Origin of the sequence: Glycomyces sp. TRM65418 (genome assembly GCF_019710475.1) — a bacterium.
GTDB lineage: Bacteria > Actinomycetota > Actinomycetes > Mycobacteriales > Micromonosporaceae > Glycomyces.
The window spans coordinates 32,854-51,315 of the sequence record NZ_JAJFAX010000003.1 but is presented as its reverse complement, the minus strand read 5'-3'; the positions used below and the strand labels follow the sequence as shown (position 1 = coordinate 51,315).

The 18,462-nt window shown below is 72.3% G+C and carries 19 protein-coding genes; 6 read left to right on the top strand and 13 right to left on the bottom strand.

Features of this window, described 5'->3' with window-relative positions; genetic code table 11:
- Positions 1–109: 109 nt before the first annotated feature.
- Positions 110–1,036, bottom strand: a complete 927-nt coding sequence (locus K3N28_RS08205; RefSeq protein WP_228092005.1) for an ABC transporter ATP-binding protein — start codon at positions 1,034–1,036, stop codon at positions 110–112.
- 122 nt (positions 1,037–1,158) lie between these two features.
- On the opposite strand from K3N28_RS08205, the gene K3N28_RS08200 reads away from it, so the two are divergent.
- Together K3N28_RS08200 and K3N28_RS08195 are read left to right on the top strand one after the other, a co-directional pair.
- Positions 1,159–2,367, top strand: a complete 1,209-nt coding sequence (locus K3N28_RS08200) for a sensor histidine kinase (protein WP_228092004.1) — start codon at positions 1,159–1,161, stop codon at positions 2,365–2,367.
- Positions 2,364–2,969, top strand: a complete 606-nt coding sequence (locus K3N28_RS08195) for a DNA-binding response regulator (RefSeq protein ID WP_228092003.1) — start codon at positions 2,364–2,366, stop codon at positions 2,967–2,969. The genes K3N28_RS08200 and K3N28_RS08195 overlap by 4 nt, the downstream gene beginning before the upstream one ends.
- A 3-nt stretch (positions 2,970–2,972) precedes the next feature.
- Here K3N28_RS08195 and K3N28_RS08190 read toward each other — a convergent pair whose 3' ends face one another.
- Together K3N28_RS08190 and K3N28_RS08185 are read right to left on the bottom strand one after the other, a co-directional pair.
- Positions 2,973–3,806 carry an MBL fold metallo-hydrolase gene (locus K3N28_RS08190; RefSeq protein ID WP_228092002.1) on the bottom strand — a complete coding sequence of 278 codons (834 nt, stop codon included), beginning with the start codon at positions 3,804–3,806 and terminating at the stop codon, positions 2,973–2,975.
- Complete coding sequence (locus tag K3N28_RS08185) at positions 3,796–4,779, bottom strand: MBL fold metallo-hydrolase (RefSeq protein ID WP_228092001.1); 984 nt, start codon at positions 4,777–4,779, stop codon at positions 3,796–3,798. The genes K3N28_RS08190 and K3N28_RS08185 overlap by 11 nt, the downstream gene beginning before the upstream one ends.
- Before the next feature lie 92 nt (positions 4,780–4,871).
- On the opposite strand from K3N28_RS08185, the gene K3N28_RS23335 reads away from it, so the two are divergent.
- Positions 4,872–5,171 (top strand): LysR family transcriptional regulator, encoded by a 300-nt coding sequence (locus K3N28_RS23335; RefSeq protein ID WP_304608708.1) that lies wholly within the window; start codon positions 4,872–4,874, stop codon positions 5,169–5,171.
- Here K3N28_RS23335 and K3N28_RS08175 read toward each other — a convergent pair.
- Positions 5,165–6,022 carry a serine hydrolase gene (locus K3N28_RS08175; RefSeq protein ID WP_228092000.1) on the bottom strand — a complete coding sequence of 286 codons (858 nt, stop codon included), beginning with the start codon at positions 6,020–6,022 and terminating at the stop codon, positions 5,165–5,167. The genes K3N28_RS23335 and K3N28_RS08175 overlap by 7 nt on opposite strands.
- 170 nt (positions 6,023–6,192) lie before the next feature.
- Between K3N28_RS08175 and K3N28_RS08170 the strand changes: the two genes are divergently transcribed.
- Positions 6,193–6,519 carry a hypothetical protein gene (locus tag K3N28_RS08170; protein WP_228091999.1) on the top strand — a complete coding sequence of 109 codons (327 nt, stop codon included), beginning with the start codon at positions 6,193–6,195 and terminating at the stop codon, positions 6,517–6,519.
- A gap of 124 nt (positions 6,520–6,643) precedes the next feature.
- On the opposite strand, the gene K3N28_RS08165 is transcribed toward K3N28_RS08170, so the two are convergent.
- Both K3N28_RS08165 and K3N28_RS08160 read right to left on the bottom strand, forming a co-directional pair.
- Positions 6,644–7,495: an NAD(P)H-binding protein gene (locus tag K3N28_RS08165; protein WP_228091998.1), complete on the bottom strand. Its 852-nt coding sequence runs from the start codon at positions 7,493–7,495 to the stop codon at positions 6,644–6,646.
- Positions 7,496–7,575: 80 nt separating this feature from the next.
- On the bottom strand, positions 7,576–8,931 hold the full coding sequence (locus K3N28_RS08160) for an Hsp70 family protein (protein WP_228091997.1): 1,356 nt from the start codon (positions 8,929–8,931) through the stop codon (positions 7,576–7,578).
- A 496-nt stretch (positions 8,932–9,427) separates the two neighbouring features.
- Between K3N28_RS08160 and K3N28_RS08155 the strand changes: the two genes are divergently transcribed.
- Positions 9,428–9,769: an RNA polymerase-binding protein RbpA gene (locus K3N28_RS08155; RefSeq protein ID WP_228091996.1), complete on the top strand. Its 342-nt coding sequence runs from the start codon at positions 9,428–9,430 to the stop codon at positions 9,767–9,769.
- Between the two features lie 22 nt (positions 9,770–9,791).
- Here the strand turns inward: K3N28_RS08155 and K3N28_RS08150 are convergent, their stop codons facing one another.
- The 7 genes from K3N28_RS08150 to K3N28_RS08120 all read right to left on the bottom strand — a co-directional run bounded on the left by K3N28_RS08150 (position 9,792) and on the right by K3N28_RS08120 (position 17,224).
- The gene (locus K3N28_RS08150; protein ID WP_228091995.1) at positions 9,792–10,316 is read right to left on the bottom strand and encodes an FxsA family protein; all 525 of its coding nucleotides are present in this window, start codon (positions 10,314–10,316) and stop codon (positions 9,792–9,794) included.
- Complete coding sequence (locus K3N28_RS08145; RefSeq protein ID WP_228091994.1) at positions 10,313–11,104, bottom strand: polyprenol monophosphomannose synthase; 792 nt, start codon at positions 11,102–11,104, stop codon at positions 10,313–10,315. Before K3N28_RS08145 ends, K3N28_RS08150 begins: the two co-directional genes overlap by 4 nt.
- A gap of 12 nt (positions 11,105–11,116) precedes the next feature.
- Positions 11,117–12,754: an apolipoprotein N-acyltransferase gene (gene lnt / locus K3N28_RS08140; RefSeq protein ID WP_228092446.1), complete on the bottom strand. Its 1,638-nt coding sequence runs from the start codon at positions 12,752–12,754 to the stop codon at positions 11,117–11,119.
- A 532-nt stretch (positions 12,755–13,286) separates the two neighbouring features.
- Positions 13,287–14,852 carry an amidohydrolase gene (locus K3N28_RS08135; protein ID WP_228091993.1) on the bottom strand — a complete coding sequence of 522 codons (1,566 nt, stop codon included), beginning with the start codon at positions 14,850–14,852 and terminating at the stop codon, positions 13,287–13,289.
- A 13-nt stretch (positions 14,853–14,865) separates the two neighbouring features.
- Positions 14,866–15,633, bottom strand: coding sequence for an amino acid ABC transporter ATP-binding protein (locus K3N28_RS08130; RefSeq protein WP_228091992.1), 768 nt, complete (start codon positions 15,631–15,633; stop codon positions 14,866–14,868).
- Positions 15,630–16,412, bottom strand: coding sequence for an amino acid ABC transporter permease (locus K3N28_RS08125; RefSeq protein WP_374209733.1), 783 nt, complete (start codon positions 16,410–16,412; stop codon positions 15,630–15,632). Before K3N28_RS08125 ends, K3N28_RS08130 begins: the two co-directional genes overlap by 4 nt.
- Before the next feature lie 29 nt (positions 16,413–16,441).
- Entirely contained in the window at positions 16,442–17,224 is a 783-nt protein-coding gene (locus K3N28_RS08120) for a transporter substrate-binding domain-containing protein (protein WP_228091990.1), read from the bottom strand.
- Positions 17,225–17,401: 177 nt separating this feature from the next.
- Here K3N28_RS08120 and K3N28_RS08115 point away from each other — a divergent pair, with 177 nt between their 5' ends.
- Positions 17,402–18,307 carry a 5'-3' exonuclease gene (locus K3N28_RS08115; protein WP_228091989.1) on the top strand — a complete coding sequence of 302 codons (906 nt, stop codon included), beginning with the start codon at positions 17,402–17,404 and terminating at the stop codon, positions 18,305–18,307.
- Positions 18,308–18,462 lie beyond the last annotated feature (155 nt).

The window sequence follows — 18,462 nt, the reverse complement described above, 5'->3', positions numbered from 1 at the left end:
TCCAGTCTCGGATGGCGGCCTTGAGGGCGCTCGGGCGGGTTTCGGTGATGCGATGGGACGGCGGTGGCGGGTCGGCGGTCAGGTGCCGCAGGCGAGGCGGTCGGCGGCGTCACGGGGTCGCGGTGGGCTCGGCTTCGAGTTCGGCGAAGATCTCGTCCAAGGTGGCCGGTCCGGCCTTCAGGTCCGCCAGGTCCACGCCGGTGCGGGCGGCCCAGTCGAGGAGGCGGTGAAGATCGGCTTGGAGCTCGGTGGTGCGGACGGTGAGCAGGCCGTCGTCCACTGAGGTCCGACCGGCGAGCGCGGGCAGCGCGAGCGGATCGAAGGGCTTGGGCCGCATCGAGATCCTGGCTTCATAGGCGGCGGTGATCTCGGCGACGGTGCCGAAGCGGGCGATGCGGCCGCGGTCCATGATCGCCACGTGGTCGGCGAGTTCGGCGGCCTCGTCCAGGTAGTGGGTGGTGAGCACGACGGCGGTGCCGCGCTGGGTGAGCTCGCGCAGCAGGCCCCACGTGCGCCGCCGCGAGGCGGGGTCGAGGCCGGTGGTCGGCTCGTCGGCGAACAGGACGGTCGGGCTCGTGGCGAGGGCCAGCGCGAGGTCGAGCCGGCGGCGTTCGCCGCCGGAGAGGGCGCCGACGCGGACGGCGGCGCGGTGGGCGAGGTCGACCCGTTCGAGGAGCGCGTCGCTCTGCGAGGGAAGGCGGTGCAGGTCGGTCCAGAGCTTGATGGTCTCGGCGGCGGTGAGGTCGTCGGCGAAGCCCGTCTCCTGGCCGATCACGGCGACGGCGCCGGCGAGGTCGCGGCGGTGCCGATAGGGGTCGCGGCCGAGGACGCGCGCCGAACCGGCGGCGGGGCGGCGCATGCCGATCGCGGTCTCGATGGTGGTGGTCTTGCCGGCGCCGTTGGTGCCCAGGAGCGCGAACAGCTCCCCGGGCCCGACGGCGAAGGACACGCGGTCCACGGCGGTGAAGGAGCCGTAGCGGCAGGAGAGGTCGCGGATCTCGACGGCGGGCCCGGGCTCGTGGGTGATGGCGTTCATGCCCTCAATCCTGCGGTTCGGGAGGTCGCGCCGGTAGTGCCGGAACCGCATCGGTCCAGGTGAGAAACATGTGCGGCAGATCTGACGAATGTCATACGGCGCCGGGGTGGTTGAATCGCGGGGTGCCTCTTGAAGTCGAGCAGTCCACGCGAGACCTGCGCCGCCTGCGCGCGTACACCTTCGTCACCGTGATCGGCTCCGGGCCGGGAGCGCTGTTCATGGCGGCGATGTTCATGGCCAATTCGGAGCTGGTCGGCGCGGAGTTGGCGTTGGCGGCCGGGGCCGTCACCGTGTCGGTCGTGCTGTGCACGGCCGCGCTGGCGCTCCACTGGCACGGACGGGGTCCGCTGCGGCGGCGGATCCTCTGGGGCGCGTCGCTGTCGGTGCTGGTGCTCGGCGCGGCGGTCGAGGCGAGTGCGGGCGCGATCGGGCCGTCCTGGGCGGCGCCCGCCGGGCTGCTCGCGGCGGAGTTCGCGTTGTGGGCGAGGCCGGGAAGGCGGGCGCGGGCCCTCTCGTGGGCGTCGCTGGTCACACTCGTCGCGGTCGCGGTGCTGGCGCGGTCGGGCCTGTTCGAGCCGGAGGCGGTGTTCATGGCGGTCGTCGTGGTGCCCGCGATCGGCATGGGCGTGGTCTGCCAGCTGTGGCACTACCAGGTGGCGCTGGAGCTGGAGAAGGCGCGCGGGCTGGCCGCGGATCTCGCGGTCGCCGAGGAGCGGCTGCGGTTCGCGGCCGAGCTGCACGACATCCAGGGCGGGAACCTGCAGGCGATCACCTTGAAGGCCCAGGTGGCGCGGCGGCTCGTCGCGGTGGACCCGGAGCGGGCCGAGGGCGAGATGCGGGCCGTGGAGGAACTGGCGCGGGCGGCGCTCAAGGACACGCGGGCGGTCGTGGGCGGGTACCGCAAGGTCGCTTTGGCCGACGAGCTCGATTCGGCCGCGAGGATCCTCAAGTCCGCGGGCGTCCAGGCGACGGTGCCGGCGGATCCGCCGCCGCTGCACGCGGACACCGAGAAGCTGCTGGGCATGCTGGTGCGGGAGGCGACGACGAACCTGATCCGGCACGCCGAGCCCACGGCCGCCGACATGTCCATCGTCGAGGCCGATGGGGCGGTCACGGTGACCGTCGCCAACAACGGCGCGCCCGCGCCCGCGCAGGCGGGGAACGGGTTGACGATGCTGGCGGACCGGTTCGCCGAGGCGGGCGGCCGGCTCGAGCACCGCCATGGCGGCGACCGCTTCGTGCTCACGGCCACCGTGCCGAATCCGCCGGCGCCGTCGCGGGCGAAACCGCCGCCCGAGGCGGCGTCACCGCGGAAGGCGGTGCTGCGATGATCCGGCTCCTGGTCGCCGACGACGAGACGCTCGTGCGCGAAGCGCTCGCCGTCCTCCTCGGGCTGGAACCGGACCTCACCGTGATCGCCCAGGCCGACAACGGCGCCGACGCGGTCGCGCTCGCCGAGTCCCGCCTGCCCGACATCGCCGTGCTCGACCTGGAGATGCCCCCGCAGGACGGCCTGTGGGCGGCCGAGCTGATCCGCGAGCGGACCCCCGACGTCAAGGTCATGCTGGTGACCCGGCACGCCCGTCCCGGCGTGCTGCGCCGGGCGCTGGCCGCCGGGGTCTCGGGCTTCGTCCCGAAGACGACCCCGGCGGAGCGGCTGGCCCAGATCATCAGGGACATCGGCCAGGGCAGGCGCTACGTGGACCCGGAGATCGCGGCGTCGGCCCTCACCGAGGACCGGTCGCCGCTGACCGAGCGGGAGCTCGACATGCTCCGCGCGGCCCGGGGCGGCGGCACGATCGAGGAGATCGCGGCCGAGCTCCACCTCGCCCCGGGCACCGTGCGCAACTACCTGTCCACCGCGATGCGCAAGCTGGACAAGAAGACCCGCCACGCGGCGGCCCAGCACGCGTGGGAGCAGGGCTGGATCTGAGCCTCAGGCCTCGATCGTGAAGGACTCCAGGTGGTCCAGGAGCACGAACTGCGAGTCGGGGCTGTGCTCGGCGACCTTCTCGCCCAGGGCCGCGCCGCCGAAGAGGTCGATCGCCGGTTCGGTGAGCGGCTCCTCGTAGTCGTCCCAATGGGTCGGGATCACGTACGGCGGCTGCCCGACGGCGGCGAACAGGCGCTCCTCGTAGTCCGGGTAGTGCGGGTTGGGCCCCTGCATGAACAGGGCCGTGGGGCGGATGCCCGCGACCTCCCGCTCGTGGAACGAGGGGACGGCGTTGAAGTACAGCGAGATCGCGCCGAAACTCACGAGGTAGGCGAGGCTGCCGCCTTCGACGAGGTCCTTGATGACCTCGGGGCGCTTCGGGACCTCGCCGGGCCGGGTGCCGGGGAAGAGCAGGCTCTTGTGCTTCCCGCTGACGCCGTGGGAGGAGCGGAAGACCTCGACGGTGTAGCCCTCGAACTGGTACAGCTCGCCGCCGCCCACTTGCGCGAGTTGGTCGTCGGGGGCGCCCATGGCCCGCAGGAGGTTCAGGTGGGTCTCGGTGCCGAGGACCGTCGCACCGGTCCGCTCGGCGACGTACGGGACGTCGGCGATGTGGTCGAAGTGGGCGTGGGTGACGAGGATCGAGTCGGCGGCGCCGATGTGCTCGTCGATCGCCGACTCGTCGACGGTGATCGGCGTGTCGGGGTTGAATTCGCCGGGCTTGGTCGCGCCGGTGTAGGTGCGGGAGACGTACGGGTCGATCAGCACCGTGGCGCCGTCGCTCGTGATCTCCCAGGCGTTGGTGCCGAGCCAGCGGACGGTGACGTCAGAAGACATGGTGCTCCAGGTGGTCGATGAGGAGGAACTCGGAGTCGGGGCTCGCGGCGGCCACGCGGTCGCGCAGGGCCTCCAGGGCCTCCCGGCCGCCGCCGGGGACGGCGGGCTCGGTGAGCGGATGGTCGAAGTCGTCCCAGTGCGTGGCGATCACGTACGGGGGGAAGCCGGTGGCCTCCAGCAGCCGCTCGACGTACCGCGGCGTGTGGCCGCCGCCGGGCTGGATGAACACGGCCGTGGGGCGGATTCCCGCGATCTCGTGCTCGTGGAAGTTCGCCGAGCCCGCGTTGAAGAAGGAGACACCGCCGAAGTCGATCAGGTAGGTGAGGCTGCCGCCTTCGACGAGGTCCTTGATCCGCTTGGGGCGCTTGGGGACTTCGCCGGGCCGGGTGCCGCCGAAGACGATCCGCTTGTGCTCGCCGCCGGCGGAGTGGGAGGACTGGAAGACCTGGACGGTGTAGGGGGCGTCGGTGTCCGTGGCGAACTGGTAGTACTCGCCGCCGACGACCTGCGAGAGCTGGTCTTCGGGGGCGTCCATGGCGCGCATGAGGTTCAGGTGGGTCTCGGTGCCGAGGACCGTCGCGCCGGTCCGCTTCGCGAGGTAGGGGACGTCGGCGATGTGGTCCCAGTGGCCGTGCGTGACGAGGATGGTGTCCGCTCGCGGCAGGTGCTCGTCGATGACGTCCTCGTGGACTTCGATCTCGGTCTCGGGGTCGGCCCCTTCGGGGGTGTAGGCCCCGGTCGGGAAGCGGCTCACCCACGGGTCGATGAGCACGGTCGCGGTGGCGGTGGTGAACTCCCAGGCGTTGGTCCCGAGCCAGCGCAGGCGCACGGTGGGCTCGGCGGCGTCGGCCTCGTCGGTCTGGGCGAGGGCGATGCCGCCCGCGGTGGCCGAGGCCGCCAGCGCGGCGACGCCGGTGCCTTTGAGGAGGCCGCGCCGCCGGATCGGCGGGGTGGGATCGTCGGTGTCGTTCATGCCCGACAGTCAAGCCGGAACGGCTCGTTCCGTCCAATATCAACACGGCTATGGGCTGATACGGGCGTTGATATCGTTGCCGCGTGGACATCATGCGGCACCTGGAGTGCTTCCTGGCAGTGGGTGAGGAACGTCACTTCGGCCGTGCCGCCGAGCGCCTGGGAATGGAGCAGCCGCCGTTGAGCCAGCGCATCCGGCGGTTGGAGAAGGAGCTCGGCGCGGCGCTGTTCGACCGGGGCGGCGGGCAGGTGACGCTCACGCCCGCGGGGCACGTGCTGATGCGCGAGGCCCCGGAGCTGCTCAGGCAGCACCAGCGGATGCGCACCCTCGTGAGGCGGGCCGCCGAGACCGACCCGGTGGACCCGCCGCGCCCGTGGAGCGCGATCTACTGAGCGCCGAACCGCTCGGTGAGCGCGAGCGCGGCCCGGCTCATGGCGAGTTCGATCTCCCGGAAGTTGCCGCGGGTGGGCCGGGCGAAGACCGCGATCGCGTGGCGGCGGCCGTCGGGCCACTCCCAGACGGCGACCTCGCTGAGCCATCCGGGCAGGGAGCCCGAGCGGCCGTAGGACTTGACGGCGCTGGGGGCGAGGCGGGTGAGGCGCCCGCCGGTGAGCTGGCGTCCCATCCATCGCCGGACGTCGGCGGCGACGGGTTCGGGGCCGTTCCAGACGTGCCGCAGGAACGCGGTGAGGTCGGCGGGCGTGGAGACGTTGGTGCGCATGGGGTCCCAGGCACTGGTCCGGCGGAGCTCCTCGGTGGAGACCGCGCCGCTCTCGAGGACGTGGGCGAGCGCTTCGAGGTCGGAGACGTCGAGGTCGCGGGCGACGTCCTCGAGGATGGTGCGGGGCGAGCCGACGAGGCGGGTGCCCTTGAGTCCGACGCGGGCGGGCAGGCCGCGGAGCGCGGCGGCGCCCATGTGCTTGACGACGAGGTCGGCGGCGGTGCTGTCGGAGACCTCCATCATGAGGGCGGCGAGGTCCCAGACGGCGATCTGCGAGTCGTAGCGGAATCCGGCGGTGCCGGTGCCGCCGAGCCGGTCGGCGGCGGTGACGCGGATCGGCGCGGCGGGGTCGATGCGGCCTTCCTCGACCTGGCGGCGGAACTCCCAGGCGATGAAGAGCTTGACGACGGACACGATGATGACCGGTTCCGTCTCGCGGACGCCGATGCCGCGCCCGTCGGCGAGGTCGCGGATGTGGGCGTACGCCTGGGCGCCCAGCGGCTCGAAGAACTCGTCGATCACGGTCGGGTCCCGCCGTCGTCGGGGATCTGCCGGCGGCTCCGGATCTCGCCGTCCACCTCAAGCGTGAGTCGCACGCGCCGATGCTAGCCGACGCGCCGGCCGCTGCCCGATCGCAGGCGTGCGGGCCGCTCACCGCGGCCCGCCGGAGCGGACGCCACTATGCTTCGCGTATGGAGGACGAGCATCCGCTCGTGCGAGCGGTGTACCCCGAGCTCGTCGACGAGCTGACCCGCCTGCTCGAGGCGTCGGGCGAGCGGAGCCTGGCGATCGACGCGCGCGACCTGCGGCTGGTCGCCGAGTGCGGCTGCGGCGACGACTACTGCCAGAGCATCCGGACCGCCGAGCATCCGCCCGGGACGCCGTACGGGCCCGGGCACCGCAACGTCGTGCTCGCGACCGACGAGGGCGATCTGATCCTCGACGTCGTGCACGAGCGGATCGTGTACGTCGAGATCCTCGACCGGCCCGCGATGGCGCGGCGCGACGGTCGGGCCTGAGGCGGGTCAGCACCGACCATCCGGGCGCTCGGGACGGGCTCCGTCCCCTCGCCGACCGCGCCGCGGCCGAGGCGGACTGAGGCGGCGGCGCCCCGAAGAGGGCGCCGCCGCCTCGGCCCGGCGGTCAGTCCTTCCAGGCGCCGGCCGCGGCGGCCCGGGCCGCCCAGTCGGCGAAGGCGACCGGCTCGCGGCCGAGGACGTCCTGGACGCCGGTGGCGACCTCGCCGAGGGCGCCCTCGCGCATGACGCGGTACATCGCGTCGAGGAAGAAGACCAGGTCCTCGGGCAGCTCGGCGGAGCGCAGCACCGCCGCGTGCTCCTCGGGCGTCTCGACGCGGAAGGCCATGGGCCGGCCCGAGGCCTTCGCCAGCACCTCGATCGCGTCGGCGAACGTGAGCGCCTCAGGGCCGCTCAGCTCGTAGATCCGGCCGTGGTGGCCGTCCTCGGTCAGCACCGCGGCGGCGACCGCCGCGATGTCGTCCACGGCGATGAACGGCTCCACTGTGCCCTCCACCGGCAGCGCCAGCTCGCCCGCGAGGAGCGCGCCGTGGTAGTCGCCTTCACTGAAGTTCTCGTTGAAGTTGTTGGGCTGCAGCACGGTCCATTCGACGTCGGAGGCCCGGACGGCTTCTTGGAGGGCGTACATGCCGATCGCCTCGGGGCCGACGCCGACGGCTTCGGCCAGCACGTGGATGCACCGACCCGACTGGGCCACCAGGCGCCGCACGCCCGCCCGCTCGGCCGCGGCGACGAACGCCTCGGCCGGGATCGGCTCGTCCGGCGGGATCAGGTAGGCGGCGTGGACGCCCTCGAGCGCCGCCGACCAGGTGCTCTCGTCGTGCCAGTCGAAGCGGATCGCCGTGCTGCGGGAGACCGGGCGAACGTCGTGCCCGGCCTCGGCGAGGCGGGCGGTGAGGCGGCGGCCGACCTTGCCGGTCGCGGCGACGATCAGAATGGTGTGGTTCTCATTGCTCATGTCCCCCAGTCAAGTCCGTGAACGGCCCCGCGCCCATCGCTGAGACGCCACGATGGATGCGCGATCGTCCAGGGACCGGCTCAGGCGAGGATCGCGGACAGCAGCACGATGAAGACCACGATGAGGATCACGATCGCCGCGCCGGTCACCAGGACGGCCGGCTCCTGGTGGAGCGGGCGCTTCGCGGGGGCCTGCGGCGGCTGGTAGGCCTGCTGCGGGGCCGGCGAGGGCGCCTGGTAGCTCGTCTGCGGCGGCAGCATCTGCGGGGCCTGCACGGGCGCCTGGACCGGCGGGCGCGGGCCGGACATGTGCCCGGCCGGGGACACCGGGCCGCCCGACGTCGGGCGGCTCATCGGCGGCTCGGAGGGCCCCGGGCCGGAGGCGGCGCGCACGGCCCCTTCGACGACGACCGTCTCGGGCTGCTCGAACGTCTGCGGCGGCACGCCCAGCTTGGAGTGGATGAGCTGCGAGATCATCGGGATGCGCGAGGAGCCGCCGACGAGGAAGATCCCGACGAGGTCGGCCGGGTTCATCCGGGCGGCGCCGATCGCCCGCTGGAGGCAGTCGACCGTGCGCTCCAGGGGCGGACGGGCGATGTCCTCGAACTCGGCGCGCGTCAGGTGCGCGTCGACCTCCAGCGCGGGCAGGTGGATGTCGGCGCTCGCGGTGCGCGAGAGCGTCTCCTTCGCGCCGCGCACGTCCTCGTAGAGCATGCGGCGGTAGCGGCGGTCGCGGTCGTCGGCGGGGCTGAGGAGGCGCTTCCAGTCGTCGGGGTGGGAGTTCCCGTAGGTCTTGCCGAGGTGCTCGACGATGCCGTGGTCGAAGTCGAGGCCGCCGATGTCGCCGATGCCCTCTTCGGCGAGGACTTCGAAGCCGGTCTGGGTGCGGCGCACGACGGTGGCGTCGAAGGTGCCGCCGCCGAGGTCGTAGATGGCGAGGCTGCGCCCGGGCGGGACGGCGGTGCCGAGCACCGAGGTGAAGTAGGAGGCCGCGGCCACCGGCTCGGGGATGAGCTGCGGGGCCGGGAGCCCGGCCAGGCGCGCGGAGTCGACGAGGATGGACCGGCGGCGCTCGCCCCAGCGGGCGGGGTGGGTGAGGCGGACCTGGCCGGGCATCTGGCCGGCCTGGCGCTGCGCCTCCAGAGCGACCTGCTGGAGCACGTACGCGAACACCTGCGGCACGGGGATCTCGGACGTGCCCAGGAACAGGGAGCCGTCGTCGATCCGGCGCTTGGGGTTCGGCTCGAACCGCGCGGGGTCCATGCGGGCGTTGCGCTCGGCGTCGCGGCCGACGAGCATGCGGCCGTCGGAGTTGTAGTAGACCGCCGAGGGCAGGATCGGAGCGCCGTCGAACAGCAGGGGGCGTACGCGTCCGTCGGCCGAACGCAGCACCGCGACGGTGTTCGAGGTTCCGAAGTCGATTCCAAGCACGTGCATGTGAGAACTCTCCTCCTCGGCGATGCTTGCGAGATGTTGGGGTGCCGAGTCTGCAGCACACCTTACTGGGCCCCTCCCCGCCTGATGCGACCCGATCGGCGTTCACGTGGCGCTCGCGGCTCCTTCGTCCCTCCGCGGACGAATGAGCCGGGCGTCCCCTGGTGTCCGGTCCGGGTCGGGCGCGGACGGGGCGAGCGGCATCTCACCCGCTCGCCCGCGCGGATCGGGGCCGGTGTTGTGTCACACTTCAAGTGGACGTGTGTGGCGGCCGCGATCGTGCCGGGCCACACTTGAAGGTCCGCGTCGGTCAGGGCGCGTCGGAAGAACCCGGCGGAGTCTCGGCGTTGTACGAAGCGAAACCCCAGGCATCGGCGTGATCGAGTTGCCGAATTCACGACTCGCGAGCGTCGTCGAGTGGGGACAGGCGCCGGCTCAGGGCTGACCGGGCCGGCAGTGTGGTTCAGAGCAAGATTGCTCAAAGGAAGTGCAGGGGAACATGAGCGACAGAATGCTGAGGGGCTCCCGTCTCGGCGCCGTCAGCTACGAGTCGGACCGGAACACGGAGCTGGCTCCCCGCCAGACACGTGACTACGTCTGCCCGCAGGGTCACCGGTTCGAGGTGCCCTTCGCGGTCGAAGCGGAGATCCCGCTCACGTGGGAGTGCCGCCTCGACGGTTCGACGGCCAAGCTGGTCGACGGCGAGGAGCCGGAGACCAAGAAGGTCAAGCCGCCGCGCACCCACTGGGACATGCTGCTCGAGCGCCGTTCGATGGAGGAGCTCGAAGAGATCCTCGACGAGCGGCTGCAGGAGATGCGCGCCCGCCGCGGCGAGCGCTAGAGCGGCGTAACGGAAGCAGGACTCACGGGCCTTGGTCGATCGACCGGGGCCCGTCGCCGTGCCCGTAGCGCTCGTCGTACTTGACCGGCGCGTCGGGATCGCGCTCGTCGATCACTTCCCCGTCGATGACGTCGCCGCCGCCGAAGCGCATCACCGGCGTGCGGGCGGCGATCCACCGGCCCAGGCCCCGGAAGAGGAGCCGGGTGGGCGGGAAGAGCAGCAGCAGGCCGATGAGGTCGGTGACGAAGCCGGGGACGATGAGGCACACGGCCCCGGCGATCGCGGAGCCGTTCGGCAGTTCGCGGGAGGGGTCGCCGCCGGAGTTGAGGTAGTCGCGGGCGGCCCGGAAGGACCTCGCGCCCACGTACCGCACCAGGACGACGCCGAGGAAGGTCGTGCCGACGGAGACGAGGATCGTGTAGAAGATCCCGATGAAGTAGGCGAGGCCGAAGAAGGCGGCGGCCTCGCTGACGACCCACACCGCCAGCGCGAGCCGGAGGGCGAACGGCGCCCGTTTCGGGGCCGCGGGCGGCTGCTGGTAGGTCACCCCTCGATTCTGCCACGCCGGAACGCGCGCCGCAGTTGGCGAGCGCGGTGGGCGAGACCCCATCGCGTCACATTCCACAGGGCCTCAACGGTGATCGCTCCGCTCATCTTGGAGGCGCCGGCGCGGCGCTCCGTGAAGACGATGGGGACCTCGGTGATGGTGAACCCGGCTTTCACCGCGCGCCAGGTGAGGTCGATCTGGAAGCAGTAGCCGACGGAGTTGACGGTGTCGAGCTGGAGTTTGTGGAGGCCGTCGAGGCGGTAGGCGCGGTAGCCGGCGGTGACGTCCTGGACGTGCAGGCCGAGCAGGGCGCGGGTGTAGATCCCGGCGCCGCGGGAGAGGGCGAGCCGGTGGAGGGGCCAGTTGCGGACCGAGCCGCCGGGGACGTACCGGGAGCCGATCGAGACGTCGGCGCCGCGGTCGAGCGCGTCGAGGAGCCGCGGCAGGTCGGCGGGGTCGTGGGAGCCGTCGGCGTCCATCTCGACGACCGTGGCGTAGCCGTGTTCGGCGGCCCACGCGAACGCGGCGAGGTAGGCCGCGCCGAGTCCCTGCTTCTCGGCGCGGTGGAGCACGTGGACCTGGGGGTGCGCGTCGGCGAGGGCGTCGGCGATGTCACCGGTGCCGTCGGGCGAGGAGTCGTCGACGATGAGGACGTCGATCTGCGGGCAGCCGTCGAGCGCGGCGGCGACGGTGGTCTCGAGGTTGTCGCGCTCGTTGTACGTCGGAATGGCCACAATGGCCGGACCGGTGCCTCTGCCGGTGTCGTGTCGGTCCGGGGTCTGGCTCATGGCTTCGGCTTTCTAGGTCTGGCTGCGGCGGTGCCGGATGGTGAGTGCGAGAGCGCAGGCCAGGGCCACCAGTGCCGCGCTGGTGAGGACCGCTTCAGGCAGGATACCCACTGTGGAGGCGGGCGTCGAGCTGTCGGAGAGACGCAGATCCGACTGGATGACGGCGGCGGTGTTGAACTCGGTGGCCTGGAAGACCTCGCCGGTGTGGTCGGTGAAGCCGGAGACGCCGACGGTGGAGGCCATGAGGCCGTCCCGGGCGTGCTCGACGGAGCGCAGCTGGACCATGGCGAGCTGCTGCTGGGCCTCGTTGGTGTCGAAGGTGGCGTTGTTGGTCTGGACGACCAGGAGCTGAGCGCCGTCGACGACGGAGTCGCGGGTCTCGGCGTCGAAGGCGATCTCGAAGCAGATGAGGCCGGTGATCTCGGTGCCGGCGACGGGGATGACGCCGGGGTTCTGCCCGTGCTCGAATCCGGCGACGTTGTCGAGGCCCTCGGACATGCGCGGGTCGATCCATCCGGCGACGGTGCTGAAGAAGCCCTTGTAGGGCACGTATTCGGCGAAGGGCACCGGGTGGCGTTTGGAGTACATGAACTCGGGGCCGCGCTCGGGGTCCCAGACGATGCTCATGTTCGCGAGGGTGCCGTCGTCGTTGTGGACGATGCCGCCGAGGACGATCGGCACGCCGATGGCGGCGGCGGCCTCGCTGATGCGTTCGTAGGCGTCCTGGTTGGCGAGCGGGTCGATGTCCGAGGCGTTCTCGGGCCAGATCACGAGGTCGGGGCGTTCGGCGGTGCCCGCGTCGACGGCGGCGGCGAGGTCGAGGGTGGCCTGGGCGTGGTTGTCGAGGACGGCGCGGCGCTGCTCGTTGAAGCCCAGCCCCAGGCGGGGGACGTTGCCTTGGACGACGGCGACGTCGACGGTGTCGCCGGCCGGCGCGGTCGACCCGATCGGGAGGGCCAGGGGGGCCAGCGCCGTGAGGACGGCCGCGGCGGTGAGGGCGGCGGCTTTGCGGAGGCCCGCGGCGTGCCGTGCGGCGACCGCGAAGCCGCCGGCGAGGAGGAGGCCGCCGGTGAGGGCGACGAGGAAGCTCAGGAAGGGCGCGCCGCCGAGCCACGCGGCGGCGGCGGTGGGGGCGTCGGCCTGGCTGAAGGCGAGGCGTCCCCAGGGGAACCCGCCGAAGGGCTGGCGGGAGCGCAGGGCCTCTTGGGCGACCCAGGCGACGCCGGTGAGGGGCGCCCAGCTCCAGCGGTGGGCGTCGATGAGGCGCGAGCAGGCGGCGAGGCCGGCGCCGAGCAGGCCCATGGCGAGGGCTTCGAGGGCGCACAGGAACAGCCAGGGCCACTGGCCGACCTGGGTGGAGGACCAGGCCAGGAGGGGCAGGAAGAAGGCGAGGCCGAAGACGAAGCCGACGCCGAGGCCGCCGCGGAGGCGGCGGCGGTGGACGGCGGCGCCGAACCCGGCGACGGAGACGGCCGCGAGCGGCCAGATCCCATACGGCGGGAAGGCGAGCACGGCGAGGAGGCCGGAGGCGGCGGCGAGGACGAGCGCGGCGGGGAGACTGAGGCGTCGGCCCAGGGGCGTGTCGACGAGGAGGCCCGGTCGGCGCTTCGGAGCGGGCACCGGCTCGGCGGCGTCGCGGTCCTCGATCACGGTGCTCAAGAAGGGCGCTCCTCGATGGCTGCGGGCGCGACGCGAGGGGCCCTCGCGCCGCGTCAGGTGGGGTTCCAGCCTACTGCGGACACGGCAAAGGGGCGCAGCTGTGTCCGGCTACGCCCCTCGCACGGGTTTCTCCCAGTCCCTGTACGGCCGGTGTCCCCTGCCGCCTCCGCTGGTGATCTTCGGACCAACTCGCACCCGTCTGGCTGAGCGTCTACGAGTTGTTGTCTAGGGATCACCGGCGTCTGCCGCGGGTCCACCACCGGCGACCGGCTCGCCTTCCTCCGCCGACCCCCGCGATCTGGACCTGGCCGCCGGTAGCGGTGCGGCCGCGCCGCCACCTTGTCCAGTCTGCGTGGGAGCAAAGCAAGTCGAGTCGCCCCCGACGTTCGGCGGTCTTCCGGTTCGGGTCGTCCGCCGAGGACCAGACCACCGTAAGCCAAACAGCGTAGGGGGTGTCGACCGGGTCGGAATTTTGGCCCCGTAATTTTTCTCGCATCGCCCTGGCGCCTCGCGGCGCCCCTGGTCAGGCACGCGAGTACACGAGGCGACCGCCCGCGACGGTCATGGAGCACGTCGGATCGGAGCTGTCGGGGTCACTCAGGTCGGGGAGGGCCTCGACGGTGAGGTCCCACACGGTGAAATTCGCACGCATGGACGGGGCGAGGGACCCGGAGTCGGCGATGCCGAGGGCCCTCCAGCCGCCTCTGGTGGCCGCGGAGAAGGCCGCGGCCATCGGAAGCCGCGAGACGGGGTAGTGGTGCAGCAGCGCGGCCCTGACGCCGCCCCAGGGGTCCAGGGCGGTCACCGGCGAGTCCGAGCCGAAGGCGAGCGGGACGCCGACGCCGGCGAGCTTCGAGAGCGGGTTCGCGGCCAGCGCTCGGGCGCGCCCGAGCCGGGCGGCGTACATGCCGTCGAGACCGCCCCAGGCGGCGTCGAAGGCGGGCTGGACGGAGGCGTGGACGCCGTGGTGGACCATGCGGGCGATGAGCGCGGAGTCGAGCAGCTCGGCGTGTTCGATGCGGTGGCGGGCCTGGCGGATCGCGTCGATGCCCAGGGCGTCTTCGACCCGGTCGAGGCCGTCGAGGACGGTCTCGACGGCGGCGTCGCCGATGGCGTGGAACGCGGCCGGGAGTCCGACGCGGTGGCAGTCGAGGAGGTGCGCGGCGACGTCCTCGGCGGTGAGGTACTGCGCGCCGACGGTGTCGGTGTCGCGGTAGGGCTGGCGCAGGAACGCGGTGCGGGCCCCGATGGAGCCGTCCACCGAGAGGTCGCCGCCGCAGCCGTGCGCGCCGAGGTCCCGGGCCTTCTCGGCGGCGGCGAGCTCGCCCCACCAGCCGTAGACGGCAGGGAGGCCGGGTTCGCCGCCGAGCGCGATGAGGCCTTGGAACTCGTCTTCGATGAGCGGGTCGGCCGGGTTGGGGACCGCCATCTCGGCGACCGCGGCGATGCCCAGGCTCGCGGCGTGGGCGAGGCCCGCGCGGGCGTCGGCGAGGCGCTGGGCGACCGGGACGGCGGTCTGGAGGTGGGCGCGGGCGGCCCGGTGGGCGGCGCGGGTGAGGACCCCGGAGGCCTCGAAACCGTCGAGTCCGGCGAGGCCGGGGTGCTCGGCGAGGAGCCGGGGCCCGGCGATCCCGGTGTGGCCGCAGGTGCGCGAGAGGTACACGAGGCGGCCCCCGGCGGCCCGTTCGACCGCTTCGGCGGCGGGCAGGGCGGGGTCGGCCCAGGCGGTCTCGTCCCAGCCGCCGGCGAGGACGACCGCGTCGGGCGCGAGCGCCTCGGCGGTTTCCGCGACCCGTTCCAGGACTTCGGCGGCCGAACGCGACCCGGCGAGGTGGAGGCCGACGAGGGACGCGCCGGTGCCGGTGAGGTGGACGTGGGAGTCGACGAACGCGGGGGTCACCAGCGCGCCGTCGAGGTCGACGGTGCGGTCGGCGGCGGGCGCGTCCGCGTCCGGGCCGACCCAGGCGATGCGGTCGCCTTCGGTGAGCAGCGCCGTCGCGGCGGGGCTCGACGGGCTGAGGACGCGGCCGCCGCGCCACAGGGTCTTCTCGAGAGTCTGGTCGTGGCCGTGCTGCTGGAGGAGGCTCATGCCTCCAATGATGTCAGTCGACGGGGTGGAGGACGCGGTGGAGGAAGCTCTGCGCCCGTTCGGTCTTCGGAGCGGTGAGGACCTCGGCGGGCGGCCCGGACTCGACGATGACGCCGCCGTCGAGGAACAGGACCCGGTCGGCGACCTCGCGCGCGAAGCTCATCTCGTGGGTGACCACGAGCATCGTCATGCCCTCGGCGGCCAGGCCCTTCATGACCGCCAGGACCTCGCCCACCAGTTCGGGGTCGAGGGCGCTGGTGGGCTCGTCGAAGAGCATGAGCTTGGGGCCCATGGCGAGCGCGCGGGCGATGGCGACGCGCTGCTGCTGGCCGCCGGAGAGCTGCGCGGGCCGGGACCGCTCCTTGCCCTCGATGCCGACCTCGGCCAGGCGCCGCCGCGCCTCGGCCTCGGCCTCGCTCCGCGGGGTCTTGAGGACGCGGCGCTGGGCGATGGCGACGTTGTCGAGGATCGACAGGTGGCTGAAGAGGTTGAAGTGCTGGAAGACCATGCCGATCTCGCGGCGGGCCGCGTCGAGGTCGGCGTCGGGGTCGGTCATGTCGTGCCCGGCGGCGACGATGGTGCCGCCGCTGGGGGTCTCCAGGAGGTTGACGCAGCGCAGGAGGGTGGACTTGCCGGACCCGGAGGGCCCGATGAGGCACACGACTTCGCCTTCGGCGAGGTCGAGGTCGATGCCGCGCAGGACCTCGTTGTCGCCGTAGCGCTTGCGCAGGCCCCGGATGCGCACGAGCGGTTCGGGCTCGGTGGTTCCATTCGATGTCATCGGGCGTCTCCTCGGGTTTCCAGGCGGCGGGCCAGGATCGAGAGCGGCACGGTCAGCAGCAGGTAGAGCAGGCCGCCGACCAGCAGCGGGGTGGCGTTGGCGTTGGCGGTCAGCTCGTTGCGGGCGAACTTGGTCAGCTCCATGGTGGCGGTGGTGACGCCCAGGACGAACACGAGGCTGGAGTCCTTGGTGAGCATGACGAGTTCGTTCGTCAGCGGCGGGATGACGATCCGCAGCGCCTGGGGCAGGACCACGGTGATCATGGTGCGGGTGTGGCTCATGCCGAGGGACCTGGCGGCCTCGACCTGTCCTTCGGGGACGGCCTGGATGCCGGCGCGGACGCTCTCGGCGATGTAGGCCGAGGAGGTCAGGCCGAGGCCGATCGCGACCTGGCCGTAGACGCCGCCGGGGTACTGGATGCCCGGGAAGGCCTGGGGGACGCCGTAGCCGACGAGGAACAGCACCAGGAGCGCGGGCAGGCCACGGAAGATCTCGACGTACACCCTGGCGAACCAGCGGTAGGGCCCGAAGGACGAGACGCGCATGAGCGCGATCGGGACGCCCACGATCATGCCGAAGACGAACGCGAGGAGCGTGTAGACGATCGTGTTCCAGAACGGGGTCCACACCGCCGGGAACATGGCGGCGGCCAGGTCGAGGCGGAAGAACGAGTCGGCGATCTGGCCCCAGTCGGCCACGGCCGCCAGGACGGCCACGACGGCGGCGATCACGACGTACTGGACGGCGCGCGAGAGGCGCCGCCGCTGCTTCGGCGTCATGCGGCGCTCCGGGGCGCGGGTTTCGGTGCTCACTGCTGGTCGAGGTTCCCGGTGTAGGGCTCACCGATCCACTTCAGGTAGAGCTCTTCGTACGTGCCGTTCTCGAAGGCCTCGTCGAGCATGGCGTTGACCTCGTCGAGGAGCGCGGTGTCGTCCTTCTGGACGGCGAAGCCGTAGTACTCCTCGGTCTCGATCGTCTGCACGAGCTTGAGGTCGGGGGCGGACTCGATCATGGCGGTCCAGGTCGCGAGGTCGGCGATCGAGGCGTCGACGCTGCCGGAGGTGAGCGCGGAGGCGATGTCGCCCATGGTCTCGAAGGCGACGACCTCGTAGCCGAACTGGCCGGCGTTGTCGTTGGCGTAGGCCTCGCCGGTGCTGCCGGTCTGGACGGCGACCCGCATCTCGGCGAGGTCCTCGATGCTCGCGGTGGCCGAGTCGGCGCCGACGACGAGGGCCTGGTCGGCGCGGTAGTAGGCCTGGGACATGCCCATGGCCTCCTGCCGCTCTTCGGTGATGGTGAGGCCGGAGGCGGCGATGTCGCAGGTGCCGGCGTTGAGGGCCGAGCCGGAGGCGATGGAGTCGAAGTCGATCTCGACGATCTCGACGGTCTGGTCGAGGCGCTCGCCGAGGAGGTTCATGAGGTCGATGTCGAAGCCGACGTACTCGCCGTCCTCCTGGAACTCGAACGGTTCGAAGGGGACGTTGGTGCAGACGGTGAGGGTCGTGTCTTCCTCGGACGAGCATGCGGCGGCGGCCAGCCCGGTCCCGATCAGGGCCAGGGCGGCGGCGGCGCGGCGGGCAGTGTTGTTCACCTGAAGGCTCCTCATAGTTCGCTGACGGGCCGATCTTTCCGTTCGAATCCTCTCATCGTTATTCCACCTGGTGGTAAATGTGGCAGGTTTCGCACTATGGAGGCGGCCGAATCCGCTTCCGGGCCGGACTGCGGCGAAGCGCGCGGCCTGTCGTGAGGCCGTGAGACAGTGGTGGGCATGCTGATGCTCATCGACGCCGCCTCGCTGTGGTACCGCGCCTACTACGGGCTCCCGTCCTCGATCAAGGCCCCCGACGGGCGGCGCGCGGGTGCGGTGCGCGGCTTCTTCGACGGCCTGGCCGTGCTGGCGCGCAAGTACTCCCCCACCGGGATGGTCTGCTGCCTGGAGGGGAACTGGCGGCCGCAGTGGCGGCTCGACCTGATGCCCGGGTACAAGGCGGACCGGGCCTTGGCGGACGGCTCGGAGGACGCCCCGGAGGGGTTGGACGAGCAGGTCGCGGCGATCGAGGCGCTGCTGCCGGCGCTGGGCGTCACGACGGCGACGCACCCGGAGTACGAGGCCGACGACGTGATCGCGACGCTGGCGGCGCGGACGGCCGAGCCGGTGCTCGTCGTGACCGGCGACCGGGACCTGTTCCAGCTCGTCGACGACGAGCGGGAGCGGAAGGTCGTATACCTCGCGCGCGGCATCTCCAAGGCGGAGCTGTTCGACGGCGAGGCGGTCGCGACGAAGTTCGGAGTGGACCCGCGGCACTATGTGGACTTCGCGGTGCTGCGCGGAGACCCCTCCGACGGGCTGCCGGGCGTCAAGGGCGTCGGCGCGAAGACGGCCGTGACGCTGGTGAACACCTACGGCGGCATCGCCGGCTTGAAGGCCGCCGCGGCCGAGGACGGCTCGGATCTGCCGGAGCGGCATCGCAAGGCGATCAACGAGGCGGCGGACTACCTCGACCGGGCCGTGAAGGTCTCGACGGCGGTGTCCGACGTGCCGGTCCCGACGGCGGACGCGACCCTGCCGGGCCTCCCGAAGGACCGGGCGAAGGTCGAGGCCCTGGCGGAGGAATGGGGCGTGGCCTCAGCCCTCAAACGCTTCAACGAGGCCATCATCGCCCAGGAGGCCTAGGGCGAGCGCCGCCGTCCTCGCAGGACGGTCGTAGCAGGAACGTCGTGCCTCCAGCCGCCATTGCCGGTGGGGGCCCGATCCCGGGGTCCGTGCGGACGTTCGGAGTGCCCATTGGACGGGGCGCCGCGCGGACCCGGCCCGGCCCGATGGTCGTG

Bases quoted from the DNA above. Each gene is read 5' to 3' on its own strand.
- K3N28_RS08205 (WP_228092005.1), bottom strand. From the start codon at position 1,036: ATGAACGCCATCACCCACGAGCCCGGGCCCGCCGTCGAGATCCGCGAC.
- K3N28_RS08195 (WP_228092003.1), top strand. From the start codon at position 2,364: ATGATCCGGCTCCTGGTCGCCGACGACGAGACGCTCGTGCGCGAAGCG.
- K3N28_RS08190 (WP_228092002.1), bottom strand. From the start codon at position 3,806: ATGTCTTCTGACGTCACCGTCCGCTGGCTCGGCACCAACGCCTGGGAG.
- K3N28_RS08185 (WP_228092001.1), bottom strand. From the start codon at position 4,779: ATGAACGACACCGACGATCCCACCCCGCCGATCCGGCGGCGCGGCCTC.
- K3N28_RS23335 (WP_304608708.1), top strand. From the start codon at position 4,872: ATGCGGCACCTGGAGTGCTTCCTGGCAGTGGGTGAGGAACGTCACTTC.
- K3N28_RS08170 (WP_228091999.1), top strand. From the start codon at position 6,193: ATGGAGGACGAGCATCCGCTCGTGCGAGCGGTGTACCCCGAGCTCGTC.
- K3N28_RS08165 (WP_228091998.1), bottom strand. From the start codon at position 7,495: ATGAGCAATGAGAACCACACCATTCTGATCGTCGCCGCGACCGGCAAG.
- K3N28_RS08160 (WP_228091997.1), bottom strand. From the start codon at position 8,931: ATGCACGTGCTTGGAATCGACTTCGGAACCTCGAACACCGTCGCGGTG.
- K3N28_RS08155 (WP_228091996.1), top strand. From the start codon at position 9,428: ATGAGCGACAGAATGCTGAGGGGCTCCCGTCTCGGCGCCGTCAGCTAC.
- K3N28_RS08145 (WP_228091994.1), bottom strand. From the start codon at position 11,104: ATGAGCCAGACCCCGGACCGACACGACACCGGCAGAGGCACCGGTCCG.
- K3N28_RS08135 (WP_228091993.1), bottom strand. From the start codon at position 14,852: ATGAGCCTCCTCCAGCAGCACGGCCACGACCAGACTCTCGAGAAGACC.
- K3N28_RS08130 (WP_228091992.1), bottom strand. From the start codon at position 15,633: ATGACATCGAATGGAACCACCGAGCCCGAACCGCTCGTGCGCATCCGG.
- K3N28_RS08125 (WP_374209733.1), bottom strand. From the start codon at position 16,412: ATGACGCCGAAGCAGCGGCGGCGCCTCTCGCGCGCCGTCCAGTACGTC.
- K3N28_RS08115 (WP_228091989.1), top strand. From the start codon at position 17,402: ATGCTGATGCTCATCGACGCCGCCTCGCTGTGGTACCGCGCCTACTAC.